Origin of the sequence: Pseudarthrobacter defluvii (assembly GCF_030323865.1) — a bacterium.
GTDB lineage: Bacteria > Actinomycetota > Actinomycetes > Actinomycetales > Micrococcaceae > Arthrobacter > Arthrobacter sedimenti.
On sequence record NZ_CP066362.1, the window covers coordinates 1,558,211 to 1,581,766 of the forward strand.

Here is a 23,556-nt window from a genome sequence, read left to right on the forward strand (position 1 = left end):
TATGTCAGGGCACCAGGAGGACCTTGCCGGTTGTCTTGCGGCCCTCGAGGTCGCGGTGCGCCTGCCCGGCCTGGCTCAACGGATAGCGGGCGCCGATGCGGACCTTCAGGCTGCCGTCCGCGGCGGCGGCAAAAATTTCGTCCGAGCGCCAGCGCCGCTCCGCCGCATCCCGCAGGTAATGGCCCATGGTGGGGCGCGTCAGGAAAAGGGAACCGCCGGCATTGAGGCGTTGCGGGTCAACGGGTGGAACGGGGCCCGAGGCGGCACCGAACAGCACCAGCATTCCGCGGACCCGCAATGACGCCAGCGAACCGTCGAAAGTATCCTTGCCCACGCCGTCATAAACGACGTCCACGCCGGTCCCGCTGGTGATGTCCCTGACCCGCCCGGAGAAGTCGCCGTAGCGCAGCACGTGGTCCGCGCCGGCGTCGAGCGCAAGCTGTTCCTTTTCGTCGGTGGAGACCGTGGTGATGACTTCCGCCCCGCGCGCCTTGAGCAGCTGGATCAGCAGCAGCCCCACGCCGCCGGCCCCGGCATGCAGCAGGACCTTGTGCCCCGGCTCCACCTTGAACGTCGAATTCATCAGGTAATGCGCTGTGACACCCTGCAGGGGGAGCGCTGCGGCAGTGAATACGTCCAGGCCCTTGGGGACCGGCAGTGCGGCATCCTCATCCACCAGCGCGTAGTCCGCGTAGCAGCTGACGCCTTCCGCGGTAGCTACCCGATCACCCACGGCGAAACCGGTCACACCGTCGCCTACTGCTTCCACCGTGCCCGCGGCCTCCGAACCGGGGATGAAGGGGTAGGGCACCTTGTAGATGCCGCTGCGCTTGTAGGTGTCGATGAAGTTGACGCCCGCCGCCCCGACGTGGATCAGCAATTGTCCGGGACCTGGAGTGGGAGGTTCAACTTCAACGTAGTCAAGGACTTCCGGACCGCCTGCCTGCCGTGCGACGATTGCGTGCGTCATGGCTCTCCTTTCGCGGGTCCCGGCGTTTCCGGACCCGGCTGCCGAAACCATCCTAGGGACAGGGGTGTCCGGGAGGACAAGTACGGCACGCCTCTTGCAGCCAATGCCTATGCATAATTATCGGTACCAATGCATAACTATTGCTGTATAGTCGGAGCATGACTATTTCTGTTGCGGTTTCCGGAGCCAGCGGCTACGCCGGGGGAGAGGTCCTCCGACTCCTGGCCGGGCATCCGGGTGTGACCATCGGTGCCATCACAGCCCACAGCAACGCCGGTTCCCGCCTGGGTGAACTGCAGCCGCACCTGCATGGTCTCGCCAGCCGCATCCTTGAAGACACCACGGTGGCAAACCTTTCCGGCCATGACGTCGTCTTCCTCGCGCTGCCGCATGGTGCATCCGCTGAAATCGCCGCCCAGCTGCCGGAGGGCACAGTGGTGATCGACGCCGGCGCCGATCACCGCCTCGAGGACCCTGCGGCGTGGGAAAAGTTTTACGGCTCCGCGCACGCCGGCACCTGGCCCTACGGGCTTCCGGAACTGCCCGGCCAGCGCGAGGCCTTGAAGGGCGCCAAGCGCATTGCCGTTCCCGGGTGCTACCCGACGTCGGCCCTGCTGGCGCTGACCCCCGGGTTCGCTGCCCACCTGCTGGAGCCCGACGACGTCGTGATCGTTTCCGCCTCCGGCACCTCGGGCGCGGGCAAGGCCGCCAAGGTCAACCTGATCGGGTCCGAGGTCATGGGCTCGATGAGCCCCTACGGCGTGGGTGGCGGCCACCGGCACACCCCGGAAATCGAGCAGGGCCTGTCGAATGCGGCAGGGGAGAAGGTCACCGTTTCCTTCACGCCCACGCTGGCCCCCATGAGCCGCGGCATCCTGACCACCGCCACGGCCAAGGTCAAGGCCGGCACCACCGCCGCGCAGCTGCGCCTGGCCTGGATCGAAGCGTATGAGGACGAGCCGTTCGTCCACGTGCTTCCGGAAGGCCAGTGGCCCGCCACCAAGTCCGTGCAGGGCTCCAACCACGCGGCCATGCAGGTGGCATTCGACCCCCACGCAGGGCGTGTCGTCGTCACCTGCGTGATTGACAACCTGACCAAGGGCACTGCCGGCGGCGCCGTGCAGTCCATGAACATCGCACTCGGCCTGCCGGAAACCGCCGGCCTCAACCTGCAGGGAGTAGCCCCGTGACCATCACCGCACCCCAGGGATTCCGGGCAGCCGGCGTCACCGCCGGCCTCAAGGCCTCCGGCAAGCCGGATCTCGCTTTGGTCGTCAATGACGGGCCGTCCAAGGCTGCTGCCGCCGTCTTCACCAGCAACAGGGTGGCAGCGGCCCCCGTGCACTGGTCCCGCCAGGTTGTCTCAGATGGCCGCGTGGACGCCGTCATCCTGAACTCCGGCGGAGCCAATGCCTGCACCGGCCCCACCGGTTTCCAGAACACCCACAGCACGGCCGAAAAAGTCGCCGAGGTCCTGGGGATCTCTGCCACCGATGTGTTCGTCTGCTCCACCGGCCTGATCGGCGAGCAGCTGCCCATGGACAAGATCCTGCCGGGCGTTGAAGCTGCCGCTGCTGAGCTCAGCACGGAAGGCGGCCCGGCTGCCGGCACCGCCATCATGACCACTGACAGCGTGCCCAAGTCCGCGCTTTTCATCGGCACTGACGCCGACGGCCAGGAATTCAGCATCGGCGGGATTGCCAAGGGCGCCGGCATGCTGGCCCCCGGGCTGGCGACGATGCTGGTGGTGCTCACTACGGATGCCGTGGTGCAGCCGGAAATGCTCGACGTCGTCCTCCGCGACGCCACCCGCGTCACCTTTGACCGCGCCGACTCGGACGGCTGCATGTCCACCAACGACACCGTTGTCCTGCTCGCCTCAGGAGCGTCCGGCGCCGTGCCCTCGGCCGAGGACTTCGGTACCGGCCTCACCCAGGTCTGCGCGGAGCTGGCCCGGAAACTGATCGCGGACGCCGAAGGCGCCAGCCACGACATCGCCATCCGCACCTTCAACGCAGCCAGCGAAGCAGACGCCGAAACGGTCAGCCGTTCGGTTGCCCGCTCCAACCTGTTCAAGGCAGCCATCTTCGGCAAGGACCCCAACTGGGGCCGTGTGCTCTCGGCCGTGGGCACCACGGATGCTGCCTTTGAGCCGGACAAGCTCAACGTGGCCATGAACGGCGTCCAGATCTGCCGCAACGGCAGCATCGGCGATGACCGCAGCCTGGTGGACCTGGAGCCCCGCGAGGTCCTGGTGGAGATCGACCTGCAGGCAGGCGACGCCGAGGCCACCATCTGGACGAACGACCTCACCCACGACTACGTCCACGAAAACAGCGCCTACTCCAGCTAGGAGCACCGCCCGGGGCAAAACCCGCCGGGCCCCAACTGCTGTGGAAAGTGACACCATGAACACCCAGACGCGTGAAACCACCAGCATGTCCGCCGCGCAGGACAAGGCTGAGACCCTGATCGAGGCCCTGCCCTGGATCCAGCGGTTCGCCGGCAGCATCATGGTGGTCAAATACGGCGGCAACGCCATGGTTAACGACGAACTCCGGCGCGCCTTCGCCGAGGACATCGTCTTCCTCCATCATGTGGGCATCCACCCCGTGGTGGTCCACGGCGGCGGCCCGCAGATCAACTCCATGCTGGGCCGGCTGGGCATCGAATCCGAGTTCAAGGGCGGCCTGCGCGTCACCACTCCAGAGGCCATGGAGGTGGTCCGCATGGTCCTCACCGGCCAGGTGGGCCGCGAACTGGTGGGCCTGATCAACTCCCACGGCCCCTACGCCGTGGGCATGTCCGGCGAAGACGGCGGCCTGCTCCGCGCCGTCCGCACCGGCACCGTAGTGGACGGGGAAGAGGTGGACCTTGGCCTGGTGGGCGAGGTGGTGGGCGTCGACCCCGCCGGCATCGTGGACATCCTCGACGCCGGACGCATCCCCGTCATCTCCACCGTCGCCCCGGAAATCGTCGACGGCGGGGAGGGCGTGGTGGGAACCGCGCGGTTCCAGCCCACCGGCCAAGTCCTGAACGTCAACGCGGACACCGCGGCGGCCGCCGTCGCCTCGGCGCTGGGCGCCTCCAAGCTGGTGATCCTGACCGATGTGGAAGGACTCTACGCCAACTGGCCGGACAAATCCTCCCTGATTTCGTCCCTCACCGCGTCGGAACTGCGGAAGATGCTGCCGAGGCTTGAGTCAGGCATGATCCCCAAGATGGCCGCGTGCCTGAAGGCCGTCGACGAGGGAGTGGAACGGGCACACATCGTGGACGGCCGCCTGGCCCACTCCATGCTTCTTGAAACATTTACGACGGCGGGCATCGGCACCCAGGTAGTCCCGGACGAGGAGATCAACGGATGAACACGATCGAGAAGGCATCAGTGACCGAGCTGGTGGAGACCACGGGCCACGCCGGCTCCGAGTGGCTGTCCCGCTACTCCTCTTCGCTCATGAACGTATTTGGCACGCCCCAGCGCGTCCTGGTCCGCGGGGCCGGCTGCCTGGTGTGGGACGCCGACGGCAAGGAGTACCTGGACCTGCTGGGCGGCATCGCCGTGAACGCCCTGGGCCACGCCCACCCCTTCGTGACCTCGGTCATCGCCAGCCAGCTGGCCACCCTGGGCCACGTCTCAAACTTCTTCACCAGCCCCACCCAGGTGGCGCTGGCCGAGAAGCTCCTGGAACTTGCCCACGCCCCCGCCGGTTCCAAGGTGTTCTTCAGCAACTCCGGCACCGAAGCGAACGAGGCCGCCTTCAAGCTGGCCCGCCGCAACACGGGCAACGCGGACACGAAACGCACGAAGATTATTGCCCTTGAGGGCGCGTTCCATGGCCGGACCATGGGAGCCCTGGCGCTCACGGCGAAGGAGGCCTACCGGGCACCCTTCGAGCCGCTTCCCGGCGGTGTGGTGCACATTCCGTTCGGCGACATCGCCGCGCTGGAGGCGGCGGTAGACGACACCGTGGCCGCGGTCTTCCTGGAGCCCATACAGGGCGAGGCCGGTGTCCGGCCGCTGCCCCCCGGCTACCTCAAGGCCGCGCGCGAAGCCACCAGCAAAGCCGGTGCCCTGCTGATCCTGGATGAGGTCCAGACCGGCATCGGCCGGACCGGCAAGTGGCTGGCCAGCGAGGATGCCGGGATTGTCCCCGATGCCGTCACCCTGGCCAAGGGGCTGGGCGGTGGATTCCCCATCGGTGCCCTGATCACGTTCGGTGAGGCAACGTCGTCGCTGTTGTCCGCCGGCCAGCACGGCACCACCTTTGGCGGAAACCCGGTAGCCACCGCGGCGGCCCTGGCCACCCTCCACGCCCTGGAAAGCCAGAACGTGCTGGCCAACGCCGCGGCGGTGGGGGAGCACCTGCGCTCCGCACTGGCGGCCATCCCGGGCGTCACCGAGGTCCGTGGCGAAGGGCTCCTGATCGGCTTCGACCTGGACGCCGACGTGGCACCGGCGGTGGTGCAGGCCGCCCTCGATGCCGGGTTCATCGTCAACAGCCCCGGCCCGCGCACCATCCGCCTGGCCCCGCCACTGATCCTCACCACGGCGCAGGCAGACACCTTCCTCGCCGCTTTCCCGGCAATCCTCCAAGCAGCTAAGGACGCCCAGTGACAACCGCAACCCGGCACTTCCTCAAGGACACCGACCTTTCCCCGGCCGAACAGGCGGAAGTCCTGGAGCTGGCCGCCCGCATGAAGGCCGCCCCCTACAGCGTCCAGCCGTATGCCGCGGAAGGCAGCGGCCGAAAGACCGTGGCCGTGATCTTCGACAAGACCTCCACCCGGACCCGCGTCTCCTTCGCCACCGGCATCGCCGACATGGGCGGCAATGCCCTGATCATCAACCCCGGCGAAGCACAGATCGGGCACAAGGAATCCGTAGAGGACACGGCAAAGGTGCTGGAACGGATGGTTTCCACCATCGTGTGGCGCACCGGTGCGCACGCCGGCCTGGTGGCCATGGCGGAGAACTCAAAGGTTCCGGTCATCAACGCCCTCTGCGACGACTACCACCCATGCCAGCTCCTGGCGGACCTGCTGGCAGTGAAGGAACACAAGGGCGAACTCACGGGGCTGACCATGAGCTACCTCGGCGACGCCGCCAACAACATGGCCAACTCCTACCTGCTGGCCGGCGTCACGGCCGGGATGCACGTCCGCATCGCCGGGCCGGCGGGCTACCTGCCGGCGGAGGACATCGTCGCGGCAGCCCGGGAGCGTGCGGCGGAAACCGGCGGCTCCGTGCTCATCACCACCGATGCCAAGGAAGCGCTGCAGGGGGCAGACGTGGTGGCCACCGACACCTGGGTGTCCATGGGCCAGGAGGCCGAAAAGGAAGCCCGGATGCAGCTGTTCCGGGACTACTCCGTGGACTCGGACGCCATGGCACTCGCCGCGGATGACGCCGTCGTGCTTCACTGCCTGCCCGCCTACCGCGGCTACGAAATCTCGGCCGACGTCATCGACGGCCCGCAGTCCATCGTGTGGGACGAGGCGGAAAACCGCCTCCACGCCCAGAAGGCCCTGATGGCCTGGCTGATGCACCGTTCGGGCCTGGCGTTCGTCGACGGCCTTTCTCCGGTCGAAGGCACCGGAGAAAGCACGTTCTAGTGTCCGCCCAACCGTCCTCCCCGGGCACCAGCCCGGCCACCAAGACCGCCAGGCAGGCGCGCATCACCGCCATCCTCACCGGGCAGTCCGTGCGTTCCCAGGCGGAACTGGCGGCATTGCTGGCGGACGACGGCGTACAGGTCACCCAGGCCACGCTGTCCCGCGACCTCGTGGAACTCGGGGCCGTCCGGGTGCGCGGCAAGGAAGGCGTGCTGGTGTACGCGGTCCCCGGCGAAGGCGGCGAACGCGGCGCCAAGAGCGGCGTGACTCAGGAAATCCTGGACGCCCGGCTGGCCCGGCTGTGCAGCGAACTGCTGGTCACCGCAGAGGCATCGGCCAACATCGCCGTCCTCCGGACGCCGCCGGGAGCCGCCAACTTTCTGGCCCTGGCCATCGACCACTCGGTGATGCCGTCCATCCTGGGCACCATTGCCGGCGACGATACCGTCCTGCTGGTCTCCCGCGATCCGCTGGGGGGCCAGGACCTCGCCGCCCGCTTCCTGCAACTGGCCGAGGAAGCCGGGCAATAAGCTTGAAGACAAAGAACCAACCAACCCCAACAAGGAGCATCAAAAGTGACTGAACGCATTGTGCTGGCCTACTCCGGCGGCCTTGACACGTCTGTCGCCATCGGCTGGATCGGTGAAGCCACCGGTGCCGAGGTCATCGCTGTGGCGGTCGACGTCGGACAGGGCGGCGAATCGCTGGAAACCATCCGCCAGCGCGCCCTGGGCTGCGGTGCCGTGGAGGCCTACGTGGCCGACGCATCGGACGAGTTCGCCAACGAATACTGCGTGCCCACCCTGAAGGCCAACGCCCTCTACCAGGGCCACTACCCGCTGGTCTCCGCCATCTCCCGCCCGGTGATCGTCAAGCACCTGGTGAAGGCCGCCCGCGAATTCGGCGCCACCACCGTGGCCCACGGCTGCACCGGCAAGGGCAACGACCAGGTCCGCTTCGAAGTGGGCATCCAGACCCTGGGCCCGGACCTGAAGTGCATCGCACCGGTCCGCGACCTCGCCCTGACCCGCGACAAGGCCATCGCCTTCGCCGAGGAAAAGGGACTGCCCATCGAGACCACCAAGAAGAACCCGTACTCCATCGACCAGAACGTCTGGGGCCGCGCCGTGGAAACCGGCTACCTTGAGGACATCTGGAACGCCCCCACCAAGGACATCTACGACTACACCGCCACCCCGGAGTTCCCGCCGGCACCGGATGAGGTCACCATCTCCTTCGAGGCAGGCGTGCCCGTGGCGATCGACGGCGTCAAGGTCACCCCGCTGCAGGCCATCAAGGAACTCAACCGCCGCGCCGGTGCACAGGGTGTGGGCCGCATCGACGTCGTCGAGGACCGTTTGGTGGGCATCAAGTCCCGCGAAATCTACGAAGCCCCGGGCGCCATGGCTCTGATCACCGCGCACAAGCACCTCGAGGACATCACTATTGAGCGCGAGCAGGCCCGCTTCAAGGCCACCGTTGGCCAGCGCTGGGCAGAGCTGGTCTACGACGGCCAGTGGTTCTCCCCGCTAAAGCGCTCCCTGGACGCCTTCATCGAGGACACCCAGAAGTACGTCTCCGGCGATATCCGCATGACCCTGCACGGTGGCCAGGCCATCGTCAACGGCCGCCGCTCCGACACCTCGCTCTACGACTTCTCGCTGGCCACCTACGACACCGGCGACACCTTCGACCAGTCCCAGGCCAAGGGCTTCATCGAGCTGTGGGGCATGTCCGCCAAGGTTGCCTCCGGCCGCGACATTCGCGTCGCAGGGAAGTGAGTCAGCAGCAGGGCCCACGGGCGCAGGGGGCCCCGGCCGAGCGAAGCGAGGCTGGGGTGCGCCCGGGGACGAAGACTGAGGCGACGAACGCAGGTGCGCTGTGGGGCGGCCGGTTTGCCGGTGGCCCCGCGGACGCCCTCGCGGCGCTGAGCAAGTCCACCCATTTCGACTGGCGGCTGGCGCGGTACGACATCGCCGGCTCCAAGGCGCACGCCCGCGTGCTCCACAAGGCCGGTCTGTTGGACGACGCCGAGCTGGAAGGCATGCTCGCGGCCCTGACGCAGCTGGACGGGGACGTGGCATCCGGTGCCTACTTGCCCGCTGAGTCGGATGAGGACGTGCACGGTTCCCTGGAACGCGGCCTGATTGAGCGTGCCGGTGCCCAGTTGGGCGGCAAGCTCCGCGCGGGCCGGTCCCGCAACGACCAGGTGGCCACCCTGGGCCGGATGTTCCTGCGCGACCACGCCCGGATCATCGCCCGCGGCGTGCTGGCTACGGTGGACGCGCTCGTGGAGCAGGCCAGGGCGCACCACGGTGTGGCCATGCCGGGCCGCACCCACCTGCAACATGCCCAGCCCGTCCTGCTCAGCCACCACCTCCTGGCCCACGCCTGGGCCCTGCTGCGCGACGTGCAGCGGCTCCAGGACTGGGACAAACGCGCCGGCGTTTCACCCTACGGTTCAGGCGCGTTGGCCGGCTCATCGCTGGGTCTGGATCCGGAGGCGGTGGCTGCCGACCTCGGGTTCTTCTCCGCCGTACACAACTCGATCGACGGCACCGCTTCGCGCGACGTCTTCGCCGAGTTCGCGTGGGTCTGCTCGATGATCGGCGTTGACCTGTCGCGGATCTCCGAGGAAGTCATCTTCTGGGCCACCAAGGAGTTCTCCTTTGTCACGCTGCATGACTCCTACTCCACGGGGTCGTCGATCATGCCGCAGAAGAAGAACCCGGACGTGGCGGAACTGGCCCGCGGCAAGGCGGGACGCCTCATCGGCAACCTGACCGGCCTGCTGGCCACGCTCAAGGGTCTGCCGCTGGCGTACAACCGCGACCTGCAGGAGGACAAGGAGCCGGTCTTCGACGCCGCAGACACCCTGGAGCTGTTGCTCCCGGCCGTGTCCGGCATGATCGCCACGCTGAAGTTCAACACGGAGCGGATGGAGTCCCTGGCACCCCAGGGCTTTGCGCTGGCCACCGACATCGCCGAATGGCTGGTCCGCCAGGGTGTCCCGTTCCGCGAGGCGCACGAGCTGTCCGGCGCCGCCGTCAAGCAGGCCGAGTCCCGCGGCGTGGAGCTGTGGGACCTGACGGATGAAGAGTACGCGGCCATCTCGGAGCACCTCACGCCGGAGGTCCGCACGGTCCTTTCCACCGAGGGGTCGCTCAACAGCCGTAACTCCCAGGGCGGAACGGCGCCGGCCGCCGTCGAACGCCAGCTGTCGGCGCTGGAGGCAGAGCTTGCCGGCGTGCGCGAGTACGCAGGCTAAACGCCCGCTCACTTCCTGCATGTTTTGGGCCGACGCCCGCTCACTTTCCTTAGGAAAGTGAGCGGGCCTTGCTCTTTAACCTGCAGAACCTGAGCGGGCGTCGCCGGTTAAGCTGCAAAACGTGAGCGGGCGTTGGGGGTTGAGGGGCGTTGACCCGCGGCTAGGCTGGGGCCATGAGCGAAACCTTCCGCAAGTTTCTTCGCACCCTGCCCGACTTTCCGTCCGACCTGCCCGGTTTCGACCCGGAGAACGCCCCGCAGGACCCGGCGCTGCTCTTCAAGCAGTGGCTGGACGAGGCGCTGGACGCGGGGGAGCGGCAGCCGCACGCTTTCAGTCTTGCCACGGTGGGCGCCGCGTCCGACGGCGGGGCGCAGCCGTCCTCCCGGATGCTGATCCTGAAAAACATTGACGACGACGGCTGGCACTTCGCCACGTCCCGCACCTCCCGGAAGGGCCGGGAACTGGCGGAGTCACCTCGCGCCGCGATGAACTTCTACTGGCCCGGACTGGGCCGGCAGGTCCGTGTGGTGGGGGCGGTGACGGAGCTGTCCGCGGAGTCATCCTCCGTCGATTGGCACGAGCGGCCCCGGGCCGATGGCAGCGACAACCCGGACTGGCAGCTCTACGCCCTCCAGCCGGCCGAAATCGAGTTCTGGCAGGCCAGCAACGACCGCCGACACGTCCGCCACCGTGTCAGCGCAGACGGACGGCCGCTCGGCTAAGCGCTCCGCTAGGCTGGCCGCATGACCTCTCCTTCTCCTGCCGGCCTCCTGGCTGAGCTGCACAAGGCCGCCTCGGCGCTGACCGCGGCCATGGACCGAATCCCCGACGGCGGCGAACGCGCACCGTCCACCCTTCCCGGCTGGAGCCGCGGCCACCTCCTGGCCCACATCGCCGGTATCTGCAGTGCGTTGGCCCGCCAAGTGGAATACGGCCGGCGCGGTGAAACCGTGGAGCTTTACGACGGCGGCGTGGACGGCCGCAACCGGGCGATCGAACTCGCCGCCGGGCACAGCCTTCAGGAGCACCGGGACGACGTGGCCGCGGCCATGCAACGGGCGCTCACCGGCTTCGACGCCCTGAGCGGGGATGAGTGGCAGACCCGTATCGCCTTCCGCGACGGCGTGATTTTCGACGCCGGCCTGGCGCTCTGGCGGGAACTGGTCATCCACACCGCGGACCTGGACACCGGAACGGGCCCCGAAACCTGGAACAAGGAATTCTGCTCCCACCTGTTCGATTTCCTGGCCGCCCGCGTGCCGGCCGACAAGCGGTTGGTCCTTCAGCCCGTGGCACTTCCGCCGCTGGCACTCGGTGCCGGCGGCAGCACCGTCGTCGTCAGCGGCATGGTCACCGACATCGCCGCCTGGCTGGCCGGACGGACGCCGTCCCTGGACAGCCTGCGCGCCACTGCCGCCGGCGACAGTACGGACCTTCCCAGCCTGCTCCCGTGGCCGTCGGCAATGCCGGACCCCAAATAGCACACCGTTGCTCCATCACTTATGGTCCCTAAACCGGGGTTTTAGGAACCATAAGTGATGGAGCAACCCGGGGAGCGGTCAGGCGGCTTCCCGGGCCAGCAGGCTTTCCTTGACGCGCAGGCCCCAGCGGAAGCCGCCCAGCGAGCCGTCCGTCCGGATCACGCGGTGGCAGGGAACGAACAGTGCGGCGGCGTTGAACGCGCACGCGCTGGCGGCGGCGCGGACGGCCCGCGGGTTGCCGGCCAGGGCTGCGTACTCGGTGTACGTGACCGGTGAACCAGGTTTGACCTGGCGCAGGACGTCCCACGCGTGGGCGCGGAACGGGCCCGACTGCTGAAGGACGGGGACGGCCATGGCAGGGGCGGGCTCGCCGTCGTAAAAGGCCTCGACGGCGGCTGAGATGTCTCCGAGGTCCGTCACCTCCTCCACGGTGTCGGGGCGGAGGGCGGGATGAACCTGCCCTGTCAGCTCGGCAAGGCCGGGAGTCCAGCCCGAGGCAAGGACCACGCCGTCCCGGGCAAGGACGGTGAACGGTCCGTCCGGCGTGGACAGCTGCAGCAGTTGGGCTTTCATGGCATCCCTTTCGCAGGAGCGTTGGTTGTCAGGGCGGGCCGGGCGGCAGCACGCCAAAGGTGCATGGTGGCGTAGGAACGCCAGGGGCTGGACTCGCGGAAGTCAGGGCTCAGGACGCTGTTCCCGTTGGCGCTGTTCCCATTATGGAGGGCGCGGATCCCGTTCCGGACCGCGGCGTCATTGGCAAGGAAGATGTCCGGGGCGCCCAGGACGCGCATTGCCACGTACCCCACGGTCCACGGCCCCACCCCGGGCAAGGGCAGCAGTTTCGCGCGGAGGCCGGCCACGTCGTCCCCGTACCCGAACTCAAGGCGTCCGTCAGCCATCGCTGTCGCGGCGTGCACCAGCGACTCGATCCTGCGCCGCGGACCGCGCAACAGATGTCCGGCCGCCGCGATCTGCGCAGGGGTAGGGAACAGCCGGTCCAGGCCTTCGCCGGGTGCGGCGGTGGGACTCCCGGCAGCCGACAACTGGGTCAACGCGGTCCGGGCTGCCGCTACCGTAATCTGCTGGCCCACCATGGCCCGGACCAGCAGTTCCTGGGGATCCAGCGCTCCGGGCATCCGCATCCCCGGTGCCTGGGCGACGGAGGTGGCCAGCCGCGGGTCTGCGGCAAGGGCGCCGTCGATCGCTTCCGGGTCCGCGTCGAGGTCGAAAAGCCGGCGCACGCGGCTGAGCAGTGCAGGAAGGTCGCGCAGGTCCACCGCGCCGACGGTGAGCGTCAGCGGCCGTCCCCGGGCGCCGCCGTCGTACTCCACCCGGAACCTGGCGTCACCATGGGGGAGCCGCAGGGTCCGGGCGTAGGAGGTGGGCGTCCCCTCCTCGATTCCGGGGATGGCTCGGACCGCCAGGAAGGAGAAGATGCCCGGGTCGAAGGGCGGCCGGAAGGGCAGGCCCAGGGTCAGGGCGGTCGTGCCTCCGGCGGTTGCCGGGTGCCGGGACGTTTGACGCAAGGCGGTGGGCGTCATCGCGAACACTTCGGCGATGGTTTCGTTGAACTGCCGGACGCTGCTGAAGCCCGCCGCAAACGCCACGTCGGCGAGCTTCATGGAGGTGGACACCAGCAGGGTGCGTGCCGTCTGGGCCCTCGCCGCCCGGGCCAGGGACAGGGGCCCGGCGCCCAGTTCCTGGGCCAGGATCCGGTTAAGCTGCCGGGGCGAATAACCCAGTCGGGCGGCAAGGCCTGCCACCCCGTCCCGGTTGATCACGCCGTCGTTGATCAGCCGCATCGCCCGGCCCGCAACATCCTGCCGCACATTCCAGGCCGGGGTGCCCGGCACCGCCTCCGGCAGGCAGCGCTTGCACGCCCGGTACCCTGCCTCGTGGGCCGCTGCGGACGTTTCATAGAACGTCACATTGGCGGCCTTGGGAGTCCGGGCGGGGCAGGAGGGGCGGCAGTAGATCCCGGTGCTGCGGACGGCGGTGAAGAACTGGCCGTCGAAGCGGGGGTCGCGCGCATCGATTGCCCGGTAGCGCTGCCAGAAGTCCATTCCTCCATCCTGCCAGTCGGCGCCCAGTGCTACTAGCGGAAATCGGACATGGCCGTGGAGGGGGCAAAAGTCCGCCGGGCCGCGCTTCAACGGGGATGAAATCCGTAGCAACTGGGTAAGGTCAAGAAATGGATGAAAGCACTTTGGGCGCGGAAGGGCTGCGGAACTTCCTGTCCGCCGACGCCCGCGAGCTCGCCCCGCAGCTGCTGGGCGCTGTGCTGACCCATGAGTCCCGCGACGGCGCCGTGTCCATCCGGCTCACGGAGGTGGAGGCCTACATGGGCCCCGAAGACTCCCTGCACCCCGATCCCGGCTCACACACCTACCGTGGTCCGACGCCCCGCAACGCCCCCATGTTCGGTCCCGCCGGGCACCTCTACGTTTACTTCACCTACGGGATGCACCACTGCACCAACATTGTCTGCGGTCCCGCAGGCGTGGCCTCCGCCCTGCTGCTCCGGGCGGGGGAAATCGTGGACGGGGTGGAGCTGGCGCGGCTTCGCCGCCCGACGTCGAAAAGTCCCGCCGACCTCGCCAGCGGCCCGGCGCGTCTCGCCAAGGCGCTGGGATTGACGACGGCGGACAGCGGCCGGGATGCGCTGGCTCCGCCTTTCGGCCTGGAGCTTCCGTCCGGCCCCCGAGGCCCCGTGAGTTCGGGTCCGCGGGTGGGCGTGGCAGGCGCCGGCGGATCCGACGAATACGCGTGGCGGTTCTGGCTCACCGGAGATCCCACCGTCTCCCAGTACAAGGCGGCGAAGCCCCGGAACCTGAAGCGAATGGCAGATGCGCCGCCCGGCGCAACGTTTCACAAGCGTTAATCGAAATGGTAGTAGAATGGACGGTCTGTCTTTCGCGATAGGGGAACGTTAATGCTCGACGCCGAATTGGCCCACGAACGGGAGTATGTAGCCGGCCTGTACGCCCGGCTGGAGGAACTCCGGGAGGAAAAGCGCCGCCAACTGGCGCAGGTCCGTCGTGCCGGAGCCGTGGGCACCATGCAGAACGTTTCGGAACGTGACGCGTTCGCCGCACTGTATGAGGACCGCCTGGCGCAGCTGGATGCGGTGGATGACCGGCTGGTCTTCGGCCGACTGGATTTGGACTCCGGGGAGGCGCAGTACATCGGCCGCATTGGCCTCACCACAGAGGACCTGCAGCGGCTCATGGTGGACTGGCGCGCCCCCGAGGCCGGGCACTTCTACCAGGCCACGGCCTTTGACCGGCAGGGCGTGCGGCGCCGCCGGCACCTGATCCTGCAGGGACGCGACGTCAAGGCCATCGAGGACGATGTGCTGGACGCCTCCATGCTCACGGACGCCGATACCCTCCAGGGCGAAGGGGCCCTGCTGGCGGCCCTGAACTCCAAGCGGACGGGCCGCATGTCGGACATCGTCAGCACCATCCAGTCCGAGCAGGACCGCATCATCCGGTCCTCCATCTCCGGCGCCGTGGTGGTCCAGGGCGGGCCGGGCACGGGCAAAACCGCCGTGGCCCTGCACCGCGCCGCCTACCTGCTCTACACCCACCGCGACCGGCTCAAAAGTGCAGGCGTGCTGCTGGTTGGCCCGTCGTCGTCGTTCATGAAGTACATCGAACGGGTGCTGCCTTCGCTCGGCGAGACCGGCGTAGTCATGGCGAGCCTGGGCCGCCTGATGCCCGGCATCAACGCGGTTCCCGAAACAAACGCGGACGTTGCCGCCATCAAGGGGCGCCTGGACATGGCCGCCATCGTGGCCAATGCCGTGTCCAACCGCATGCGGGTACCGCCGCAGAACCGGATCCTGGAGGTGGACGGGCGCAAGCTCACGCTGACGCCGCGGCAGGTCCGTCGCGCCCGGGAACGTGCGCGCGCCACCGGTAAGCCGTACAACGAGGCACGCGTGACGTTCGTGAAGATCCTGCTGCGCGAACTGACGGAGCAGATGACCGAGCTCGTGGAAGCCGGGAACATCGGCAATAACGCGGACCGCTCGTACCTTGCCGAGGACGTCCGGACCGCCCGGGACGTGCGGATCGCGCTGAACCTCTGCTGGATGCCCATGACGCCGGAGAAACTCATCTCGGATCTCTTCAGCAAGCCGGAAATTCTGGAGTTCTGCACCCCGAACCTCACCCCTGCCGAGCGCGCGCTGCTGCAGCGCCCGGCCGGTGCCCCCTGGACCGAGTCCGATGTCCCGCTATTGGACGAGGCCGCCGAACTGCTCGGCGAGCTGGACCCTGCGGCAGGGCGCGGGCTGGCGCAGCAGGAGCACGACCGTGCCCGGGACCTGGCCAACGCCAAGCAGACCCTGGTGAACATGGAGGCCGCGGGGGTGGACCCGCTCATGTCCGCGGAAGAGCTGGCCGAGCAGAACCGGGAGCAGGAAGCACGGCAGACAGCCGCCGAGCGGGCAACCAGCGACCGCACCTGGGCCTTCGGGCACATTGTGGTGGATGAGGCCCAGGAGCTCTCGCCCATGCAGTGGCGGCTTTTGGTGCGCCGGTGCCCGCTGAAGTCCTTCACCATCGTCGGTGACATTGCCCAGACCAGCTCCGTTGCCGGTGCCAACTCCTGGCAGGGCGCGCTGGCTCCCATGTTCGGTGACCGGTGGCAGCTGGAGGAGCTGACGGTCAACTACCGCACGCCCTCGCAGATCGCTGAGGCAGCTGTCCGCATGGCCAATGCTGCCGGGCTGGTGGTTTCCGCCCCGAAGGCCGTCCGGGAGGGCCGCTGGGAGCCCATCATCGACGAAGTCTCCGCGGGTGCCGTGGTGGACCGGCTGGTCGAGGTGCTTCCGGAGGAGCTTGAAGCGCTCGACGGCGGCCTGCTCGCCGTGATTGCCGACGGTGACCTCCTGCCCCAGGCCACCTCAGCCCTCCGTGCCGTGTACGGGCGCCGGATCGGCAGCGGGGCGGGCAGCTACGAGCAGGACATCGTGGTCATCAGCCCCCGTGAGGCGAAGGGCCTGGAGTTCGACGGCGTGGTGGTCCTGGAACCGTCAGTGATGCTCAACCACGAGCACGGCAAGGTGGGGGATCTTTACGTGGCCATGACCCGCGCAACACAGCGGTTGCGGTTGATTGCGGCCCAGCCGGTACCTGCAGGGATTGCCGGCTGACAGGGCCTTCGGCGTTACTGCTAACTTAGGAAGCGTGCCAGAACTGAACAACCTCGAACCGCAGCGCAACGACCCCACTTTTGCCAACGTTTGGCAGGAACTGAAGTGGCGTGGGCTGGTCCATGTCTCCACCGACGAAGCGGAGCTGGAAAAGCTCCTCGCCAATGGGCCGGTCACCTACTATTGCGGCTTCGACCCCACCGCGCCGAGCCTGCACCTGGGCAACCTGGTCCAGTTGCTGGTCATGCGGCGGCTCCAGCTGGCAGGCCACAAGCCACTGGGACTGGTGGGCGGCTCGACCGGCATGATCGGGGATCCGCGTCCGACGGCGGAACGCACCTTGAACACCAAGGACACGGTGGCGGAATGGGTCGGCTACCTCCAGGCCCAGGTGCAGCGCTTCCTCAGCTTCGAGGGGGACAACGCTGCCAGGATGGTGAACAACCTGGACTGGACGGCGCCCTTGAGCGCCATCGACTTCCTGCGCGAAGTGGGCAAGCACTTCCGCGTGGGAACCATGCTGCGCAAGGACGCTGTGGCATCCCGCCTGAACTCGGACGAGGGCATCAGCTACACGGAGTTCAGCTACCAGATCCTGCAGGGCATGGACTACCTGCAGCTCTACCGTGACTATGGCTGCGTGCTGCAGACCGGCGGTTCGGACCAGTGGGGCAACCTGACCAGCGGTACGGAACTGATCCGGAAGGTGGAGGGCAAGAGTGTCCACGCACTGGGAACGCCGCTGATCACCAACTCGGACGGAACCAAGTTCGGCAAGAGCGAGGGCAATGCCATCTGGCTCGATGCCGGCATGTGCAGCCCGTACGCCTTTTACCAGTTCTGGCTCAATACGGCTGATGCCGATGTGGTGGACCGGCTCAAGGTGTTCACCTTCCTGACGCGGGCCGAGATTGAAGAGATCGCAGTGTCCGTGGCGGAGCGCCCCTTCGCCCGCGAAGGACAGCGGAAGCTCGCTTTCGAGGTGACCTCGCTGGTGCACGGCGTGGAAGCCACCGAGAAGGTGATTGCCGCCTCGGCAGCCTTGTTTGGCAACGGGGACCTGGGCGCGCTGGACAAGGCAACCCTCCAGGCCGCCACTTCCGAACTTCCTACCGCCACCGTGCAGGTGGATGAAATGGGGATCGTGGACCTGTTGGTCGCGTCCGGACTTTCCGAGAGCAAGTCTGCTGCACGCCGAACTGTGGGGGAGGGCGGCGCCTACGTGAACAACGAGAAGGTATCCGATCCTGAAGCAGTGATTTCGGAGTCCGAACTTCTGCACGGCCAGTACCTGTTGCTGCGCCGGGGCAAGAAGAACCTGGCCACTGTTGAGGTGCTGGTTCCCTAGCACCTTCCCGACGTGTATGCACGCCCTTCGGCAGCCGATTTGCACGGCTGCTGGGGGGCGTGTATTGTTTTCTGAGTCGCCGCCACTGAGTGGTGACAAACCCCCAATTAATGAGAAGCAATTCTTGCCGCGGAGCACGCGGACTTGGAGAAATTGCTTCTTATTCTGCTGGGCGGATTCATTCCACCGAGTGAATTCCGGGAAAATCACCGGATTTGCAAAAGTGAATATGAATGAAATAAGATAAAAACATCGCAGCGAAGAAATGCGGAATAAAAATTCTTTGAATTGTTTCCGCGAGTATTCGAAATGTGTCTGTTGTTTGAGAACTCAATAGTGTGCCAAGTTTGTTGATACCGATTATGTATGTAATTGGTTGAATTTGCCGAATCGTGCCGCCCCTGTGGTATTGGTTTGGTGTTTTTAGCTGGTTTCAAATTTTGTGCAGCCAATGATTGTCGTTATTTCCGGTGGTTTTGGTTGTGTCTGTTTGTTTTCAACGGAGAGTTTGATCCTGGCTCAGGATGAACGCTGGCGGCGTGCTTAACACATGCAAGTCGAACGATGATGCCAGCTTGCTGGTGGATTAGTGGCGAACGGGTGAGTAACACGTGAGTAACCTGCCCTTGACTCTGGGATAAGCCTGGGAAACTGGGTCTAATACCGGATATGACTGACTATCGCATGGTGGTTGGTGGAAAGCTTTTGTGGTTTTGGATGGACTCGCGGCCTATCAGCTTGTTGGTGGGGTAATGGCCTACCAAGGCGACGACGGGTAGCCGGCCTGAGAGGGTGACCGGCCACACTGGGACTGAGACACGGCCCAGACTCCTACGGGAGGCAGCAGTGGGGAATATTGCACAATGGGCGCAAGCCTGATGCAGCGACGCCGCGTGAGGGATGACGGCCTTCGGGTTGTAAACCTCTTTCAGTAGGGAAGAAGCCGTAAGGTGACGGTACCTGCAGAAGAAGCGCCGGCTAACTACGTGCCAGCAGCCGCGGTAATACGTAGGGCGCAAGCGTTATCCGGAATTATTGGGCGTAAAGAGCTCGTAGGCGGTTTGTCGCGTCTGCCGTGAAAGTCCGGGGCTCAACTCCGGATCTGCGGTGGGTACGGGCAGACTAGAGTGATGTAGGGGAGACTGGAATTCCTGGTGTAGCGGTGAAATGCGCAGATATCAGGAGGAACACCGATGGCGAAGGCAGGTCTCTGGGCATTAACTGACGCTGAGGAGCGAAAGCATGGGGAGCGAACAGGATTAGATACCCTGGTAGTCCATGCCGTAAACGTTGGGCACTAGGTGTGGGGGACATTCCACGTTTTCCGCGCCGTAGCTAACGCATTAAGTGCCCCGCCTGGGGAGTACGGCCGCAAGGCTAAAACTCAAAGGAATTGACGGGGGCCCGCACAAGCGGCGGAGCATGCGGATTAATTCGATGCAACGCGAAGAACCTTACCAAGGCTTGACATGAACCAGACCGGGCTGGAAACAGTTCTTCCCCTTTGGGGTTGGTTTACAGGTGGTGCATGGTTGTCGTCAGCTCGTGTCGTGAGATGTTGGGTTAAGTCCCGCAACGAGCGCAACCCTCGTTCCATGTTGCCAGCGGGTAGTGCCGGGGACTCATGGGAGACTGCCGGGGTCAACTCGGAGGAAGGTGGGGACGACGTCAAATCATCATGCCCCTTATGTCTTGGGCTTCACGCATGCTACAATGGCCGGTACAAAGGGTTGCGATACTGTGAGGTGGAGCTAATCCCAAAAAGCCGGTCTCAGTTCGGATTGGGGTCTGCAACTCGACCCCATGAAGTCGGAGTCGCTAGTAATCGCAGATCAGCAACGCTGCGGTGAATACGTTCCCGGGCCTTGTACACACCGCCCGTCAAGTCACGAAAGTTGGTAACACCCGAAGCCGGTGGCCTAACCCCTTGTGGGAGGGAGCTGTCGAAGGTGGGACTGGCGATTGGGACTAAGTCGTAACAAGGTAGCCGTACCGGAAGGTGCGGCTGGATCACCTCCTTTCTAAGGAGCACCTACAACAACTGCCCTGGATGTATGTCTGGTGGTGGGGGTTGTCAGGAAGCAAGCCCGTTGCACGGACGTTCGTTTCGTGGCGGGTGCTCATGGGTGGAATATCAACAAATAGCGGCTGTTTCCTCCTGCGCTCTTTCTCTAGTACGAACCCTGCCTTCGGGTGGTGGTTCTGGAACGGTGGGGTGCGGGGTGGGGATGGTTTAGTGTTTGGCACACTGTTGGGTCCTGAGACAACAGGACCATGTGGTGGCTCTCCTTTGTGGGGGTTGCTGGGTGGGTTTGTTTGTTTCTGGTTTCCCTGCCATGACGTTCCGCGCACGTGTTTGTGTGTGGGGTGTGTGGTGTGGGGTTGTTGTTTGAGAACTACATAGTGGACGCGAGCATCTTGTATAAGAAGCAATTTCCAAGATATTAGAACCTGGATCTGGTTCGTGTGCTTTTGGGTGCGCGGGACAGTTTCTGTGGTTCTCTCGAGTGAGCTTGTTTTTGATCTTTGTGGTCAAGTTTTTAAGAGCACACGGTGGATGCCTTGGCATTAGGAGCCGAAGAAGGACGTAGGAATCTGCGATAAGCCTGGGGGAGTCGATAACCGGACTGTGATCCCAGGGTGTCCGAATGGGGAAACCCCGCCAAGCGCGCGAGTGACTTGGTGACCCGTACCTGAACACATAGGGTGCGTGGGGGGAACGCGGGGAAGTGAAACATCTCAGTACCCGCAGGAAGAGAAAACAATAGTGATTCCGTTAGTAGTGGCGAGCGAACGCGGATCAGGCTAAACCGTTCCATGTGTGATAGCCGGCGGGCGTTGCATGGTCGGGGTTGTGGGACTTTCCATACCAGTTCTGCCGGGCTGGTGGGGTGTGATGTGCGCGCATAGGTGAACGGTTTTGAAAGGCCGGCCAGAGAGGGTGTTAGTCCCGTAACCGTAATGTGTTTGTACCGCCTGTGAGAGTATCCCAAGTAGTACGGGGCCCGAGAAATCCCGTGCGAATCTGTCAGGACCACCTGATAAGCCTAAATACTCCCTAATGACCGATAGCGGACCAGTACCGTGAGGGAAAGGTGAAAAGTACCCCGGGAGGGGAGTGAAACAGTACCTGAAACCGTGTGCTTACAATCCGTCGGAGCAGCCTTGTAGTTGTGACGGCGTGCCTTTTGAAGAATGAGCCTGCGAGTTAGTGTTACGTCGCGAGGTTAACCCGTGTGGGGCAGCCGTAGCGAAAGCGAGTCTGAATAGGGCGTGTGAGTGGCGTGATCTAGACCCGAAGCGAAGTGATCTACCCATGGCCAGGTTGAAGCGACGGTAAGACGTCGTGGAGGACCGAACCCACTTCAGTTGAAAATGGAGGGGATGAGCTGTGGGTAGGGGTGAAAGGCCAATCAAACTTCGTGATAGCTGGTTCTCCCCGAAATGCATTTAGGTGCAGCGTTGCGTGTTTCTTGCTGGAGGTAGAGCTACTGGATGGCTAATGGGCCCTACAAGGTTACTGACGTCAGCCAAACTCCGAATGCCGGTAAGTGAGAGCGCAGCAGTGAGACTGTGGGGGATAAGCTTCATAGTCGAGAGGGAAACAGCCCAGACCACCAACTAAGGCCCCTAAGCGTGTGCTAAGTGGGAAAGGATGTGGAGTTGCCCAGACAACCAGGAGGTTGGCTTAGAAGCAGCCACCCTTAAAAGAGTGCGTAATAGCTCACTGGTCAAGTGATTCCGCGCCGACAATGTAGCGGGGCTCAAGTACACCGCCGAAGTTGTGGCATTCACATATTGTCCTAGCCTTCGTGGTTCAGGAGTGTGGATGGGTAGGGGAGCGTCGTGTGGGCGGTGAAGCTGCGGTGTAAACCAGTGGTGGAGCCTACACGAGTGAGAATGCAGGCATGAGTAGCGAAAGACGGGTGAGAAACCCGTCCGCCGAATGATCAAGGGTTCCAGGGTCAAGCTAATCTGCCCTGGGTAAGTCGGGACCTAAGGCGAGGCCGACAGGCGTAGTCGATGGACAACGGGTTGATATTCCCGTACCGGCGAAAAACCGCCCATGCTGAGCGGGGGATACTAACTGCCCGAAACCTGCCCGATCACCCTTGTGGTGTGAGGGTTTTGGTGGAGCGCAGGACCTGATCCCGGGAGGCAAGCGTATTAACAGGTGTGACGCAGGAAGGTAGCCGAGCCGGGCGATGGTTGTCCCGGTCTAAGGATGTAGGGCGAATGGTAGGCAAATCCGCCGTTCATGTGCCTGAGATCTGATGGGACCCCCGTATGGGGGGATTTGGTGATCCTATGCTGCCGAGAAAAGCATCGACGCGAGGTTTTAGCCGCCCGTACCCCAAACCGACACAGGTGATCAGGTAGAGAATACCAAGGCGATCGAGAGAATTATGGTTAAGGAACTCGGCAAAATGCCCCCGTAACTTCGGGAGAAGGGGGGCCCCAACCTTGAACACCACTTGCTGGTGGGAGGGGATCGGGGCCGCAGAGACCAGGGGGAAGCGACTGTTTACTAAAAACACAGGTCCGTGCGAAGTCGCAAGACGATGTATACGGACTGACTCCTGCCCGGTGCTGGAAGGTTAAGAGGACCGGTTAGCCGCAAGGCGAAGCTGAGAATTTAAGCCCCAGTAAACGGCGGTGGTAACTATAACCATCCTAAGGTAGCGAAATTCCTTGTCGGGTAAGTTCCGACCTGCACGAATGGAGTAACGACTTCCCCGCTGTCTCAACCATAAACTCGGCGAAATTGCAGTACGAGTAAAGATGCTCGTTACGCGCAGCAGGACGGAAAGACCCCGAGACCTTTACTATAGTTTGGTATTGGTGTTCGGAGTGGCTTGTGTAGGATAGGTGGGAGACGTTGAAGCCCGGACGCCAGTTCGGGTGGAGTCATCGTTGAAATACCACTCTGGTCACTTTGGACATCTAACTTCGGCCCGTAATCCGGGTCAGGGACAGTGCCTGATGGGTAGTTTAACTGGGGCGGTTGCCTCCTAAAAAGTAACGGAGGCGCCCAAAGGTTCCCTCAGCCTGGTTGGCAATCAGGTGTCGAGTGTAAGTGCACAAGGGAGCTTGACTGTGAGAGAGACATCTCGAGCAGGGACGAAAGTCGGGACTAGTGATCCGGCGGTACATTGTGGAATGGCCGTCGCTCAACGGATAAAAGGTACCTCGGGGATAACAGGCTGATCTTGCCCAAGAGTCCATATCGACGGCATGGTTTGGCACCTCGATGTCGGCTCGTCGCATCCTGGGGCTGGAGTAGGTCCCAAGGGTTGGGCTGTTCGCCCATTAAAGCGGTACGCGAGCTGGGTTTAGAACGTCGTGAGACAGTTCGGTCCCTATCCGCTGCGCGCGCAGGAAATTTGAGAAGGGCTGTCCTTAGTACGAGAGGACCGGGACGGACGAACCTCTGGTGTGTCAGTTGTACTGCCAAGTGCACCGCTGATTAGCTACGTTCGGATGGGATAACCGCTGAAAGCATCTAAGCGGGAAGCTCGCTTCAAGATGAGATTTCCATACACATTTATGTGTGAGAGGCCCCCAGCCAGACCACTGGGTTGATAGGCCGGATGTGGAAGCGAGGACTAACGACTCGTGAAGCTGACCGGTACTAATAGGCCAACAACTTACACCACACAGAAACATACATATTCTGCTTGCGTCCACTATGTGGTTCCCAACCAACAACCC

At 64.6% G+C, this 23,556-nt stretch carries 16 protein-coding genes and 2 rRNA genes; 15 read left to right on the forward strand and 3 right to left on the reverse strand.

Translation table 11 applies throughout. The features are described from left to right. Positions 1 to 4 precede the first annotated feature (4 nt). A complete protein-coding gene (locus JCQ34_RS07195; RefSeq protein WP_286403237.1) occupies positions 5 to 970 on the reverse strand; it encodes a quinone oxidoreductase family protein in 966 nt (321 codons plus the stop codon). Between the two features lie 158 nt (positions 971 to 1,128). Between JCQ34_RS07195 and argC the strand changes: the two genes are divergently transcribed. The 10 genes from argC to JCQ34_RS07245 all read left to right on the forward strand — a co-directional run bounded on the left by argC (position 1,129) and on the right by JCQ34_RS07245 (position 11,335). Then, entirely contained in the window at positions 1,129 to 2,160 is a 1,032-nt protein-coding gene (gene argC / locus JCQ34_RS07200) for an N-acetyl-gamma-glutamyl-phosphate reductase (protein WP_286403238.1), read from the forward strand. Further along, a complete protein-coding gene (gene argJ / locus JCQ34_RS07205) occupies positions 2,157 to 3,323 on the forward strand; it encodes a bifunctional glutamate N-acetyltransferase/amino-acid acetyltransferase ArgJ (RefSeq protein WP_286403239.1) in 1,167 nt (388 codons plus the stop codon). The genes argC and argJ overlap by 4 nt, the downstream gene beginning before the upstream one ends. 55 nt (positions 3,324 to 3,378) lie before the next feature. Then, on the forward strand, positions 3,379 to 4,338 hold the full coding sequence (gene argB, locus JCQ34_RS07210; RefSeq protein WP_286403240.1) for an acetylglutamate kinase: 960 nt from the start codon (positions 3,379 to 3,381) through the stop codon (positions 4,336 to 4,338). Continuing rightward, a complete protein-coding gene (locus tag JCQ34_RS07215; RefSeq protein WP_286403241.1) occupies positions 4,335 to 5,588 on the forward strand; it encodes an acetylornithine transaminase in 1,254 nt (417 codons plus the stop codon). The genes argB and JCQ34_RS07215 overlap by 4 nt, the downstream gene beginning before the upstream one ends. Continuing rightward, a complete protein-coding gene (gene argF, locus JCQ34_RS07220) occupies positions 5,585 to 6,586 on the forward strand; it encodes an ornithine carbamoyltransferase (RefSeq protein ID WP_286403243.1) in 1,002 nt (333 codons plus the stop codon). Before JCQ34_RS07215 ends, argF begins: the two co-directional genes overlap by 4 nt. After that, the gene (locus JCQ34_RS07225) at positions 6,586 to 7,116 is read left to right on the forward strand and encodes an arginine repressor (protein WP_286403245.1); all 531 of its coding nucleotides are present in this window, start codon (positions 6,586 to 6,588) and stop codon (positions 7,114 to 7,116) included. Before argF ends, JCQ34_RS07225 begins: the two co-directional genes overlap by 1 nt. A gap of 45 nt (positions 7,117 to 7,161) precedes the next feature. Beyond that, complete coding sequence (locus tag JCQ34_RS07230) at positions 7,162 to 8,367, forward strand: argininosuccinate synthase (protein WP_018763590.1); 1,206 nt, start codon at positions 7,162 to 7,164, stop codon at positions 8,365 to 8,367. Continuing rightward, positions 8,364 to 9,854 (forward strand): argininosuccinate lyase, encoded by a 1,491-nt coding sequence (gene argH / locus JCQ34_RS07235; RefSeq protein ID WP_434738938.1) that lies wholly within the window; start codon positions 8,364 to 8,366, stop codon positions 9,852 to 9,854. The genes JCQ34_RS07230 and argH overlap by 4 nt, the downstream gene beginning before the upstream one ends. Positions 9,855 to 10,027: 173 nt before the next feature. Further along, complete coding sequence (locus JCQ34_RS07240) at positions 10,028 to 10,576, forward strand: pyridoxine/pyridoxamine 5'-phosphate oxidase (protein WP_286403249.1); 549 nt, start codon at positions 10,028 to 10,030, stop codon at positions 10,574 to 10,576. 21 nt (positions 10,577 to 10,597) lie between these two features. Beyond that, complete coding sequence (locus tag JCQ34_RS07245; RefSeq protein ID WP_286403250.1) at positions 10,598 to 11,335, forward strand: maleylpyruvate isomerase family mycothiol-dependent enzyme; 738 nt, start codon at positions 10,598 to 10,600, stop codon at positions 11,333 to 11,335. A 78-nt stretch (positions 11,336 to 11,413) separates the two neighbouring features. Here JCQ34_RS07245 and JCQ34_RS07250 read toward each other — a convergent pair whose 3' ends face one another. After that, positions 11,414 to 11,908, reverse strand: a complete 495-nt coding sequence (locus tag JCQ34_RS07250; protein WP_286403251.1) for a methylated-DNA--[protein]-cysteine S-methyltransferase — start codon at positions 11,906 to 11,908, stop codon at positions 11,414 to 11,416. Further along, on the reverse strand, positions 11,905 to 13,398 hold the full coding sequence (locus tag JCQ34_RS07255) for an AlkA N-terminal domain-containing protein (protein ID WP_286403253.1): 1,494 nt from the start codon (positions 13,396 to 13,398) through the stop codon (positions 11,905 to 11,907). The genes JCQ34_RS07250 and JCQ34_RS07255 overlap by 4 nt, the downstream gene beginning before the upstream one ends. A gap of 128 nt (positions 13,399 to 13,526) precedes the next feature. Between JCQ34_RS07255 and JCQ34_RS07260 the strand changes: the two genes are divergently transcribed. From JCQ34_RS07260 to JCQ34_RS07280, 5 genes are all read left to right on the forward strand, one after another. Further along, a complete protein-coding gene (locus JCQ34_RS07260) occupies positions 13,527 to 14,216 on the forward strand; it encodes a DNA-3-methyladenine glycosylase (RefSeq protein ID WP_286403254.1) in 690 nt (229 codons plus the stop codon). Between the two features lie 51 nt (positions 14,217 to 14,267). Then, positions 14,268 to 16,496, forward strand: a complete 2,229-nt coding sequence (locus JCQ34_RS07265) for a HelD family protein (RefSeq protein ID WP_286403256.1) — start codon at positions 14,268 to 14,270, stop codon at positions 16,494 to 16,496. A gap of 34 nt (positions 16,497 to 16,530) precedes the next feature. Next, entirely contained in the window at positions 16,531 to 17,844 is a 1,314-nt protein-coding gene (gene tyrS, locus JCQ34_RS07270; RefSeq protein WP_286403258.1) for a tyrosine--tRNA ligase, read from the forward strand. A gap of 496 nt (positions 17,845 to 18,340) precedes the next feature. Then, positions 18,341 to 19,865 (forward strand): 16S ribosomal RNA (locus JCQ34_RS07275). A gap of 509 nt (positions 19,866 to 20,374) precedes the next feature. After that, positions 20,375 to 23,501: ribosomal RNA gene (locus JCQ34_RS07280) — 23S ribosomal RNA — on the forward strand. The 16S and 23S rRNA genes sit together here, the layout of an rRNA operon. Positions 23,502 to 23,556: the final 55 nt, after the last annotated feature.

Bases quoted from the DNA above. Each gene is read 5' to 3' on its own strand.
- JCQ34_RS07195 (WP_286403237.1), bottom strand. From the start codon at position 970: ATGACGCACGCAATCGTCGCACGGCAGGCAGGCGGTCCGGAAGTCCTT.
- argC (WP_286403238.1), top strand. From the start codon at position 1,129: ATGACTATTTCTGTTGCGGTTTCCGGAGCCAGCGGCTACGCCGGGGGA.
- argB (WP_286403240.1), top strand. From the start codon at position 3,379: ATGAACACCCAGACGCGTGAAACCACCAGCATGTCCGCCGCGCAGGAC.
- JCQ34_RS07215 (WP_286403241.1), top strand. From the start codon at position 4,335: ATGAACACGATCGAGAAGGCATCAGTGACCGAGCTGGTGGAGACCACG.
- JCQ34_RS07240 (WP_286403249.1), top strand. From the start codon at position 10,028: ATGAGCGAAACCTTCCGCAAGTTTCTTCGCACCCTGCCCGACTTTCCG.
- JCQ34_RS07245 (WP_286403250.1), top strand. From the start codon at position 10,598: ATGACCTCTCCTTCTCCTGCCGGCCTCCTGGCTGAGCTGCACAAGGCC.
- JCQ34_RS07250 (WP_286403251.1), bottom strand. From the start codon at position 11,908: ATGAAAGCCCAACTGCTGCAGCTGTCCACGCCGGACGGACCGTTCACC.
- JCQ34_RS07255 (WP_286403253.1), bottom strand. From the start codon at position 13,398: ATGGACTTCTGGCAGCGCTACCGGGCAATCGATGCGCGCGACCCCCGC.
- JCQ34_RS07260 (WP_286403254.1), top strand. From the start codon at position 13,527: ATGGATGAAAGCACTTTGGGCGCGGAAGGGCTGCGGAACTTCCTGTCC.
- JCQ34_RS07265 (WP_286403256.1), top strand. From the start codon at position 14,268: ATGCTCGACGCCGAATTGGCCCACGAACGGGAGTATGTAGCCGGCCTG.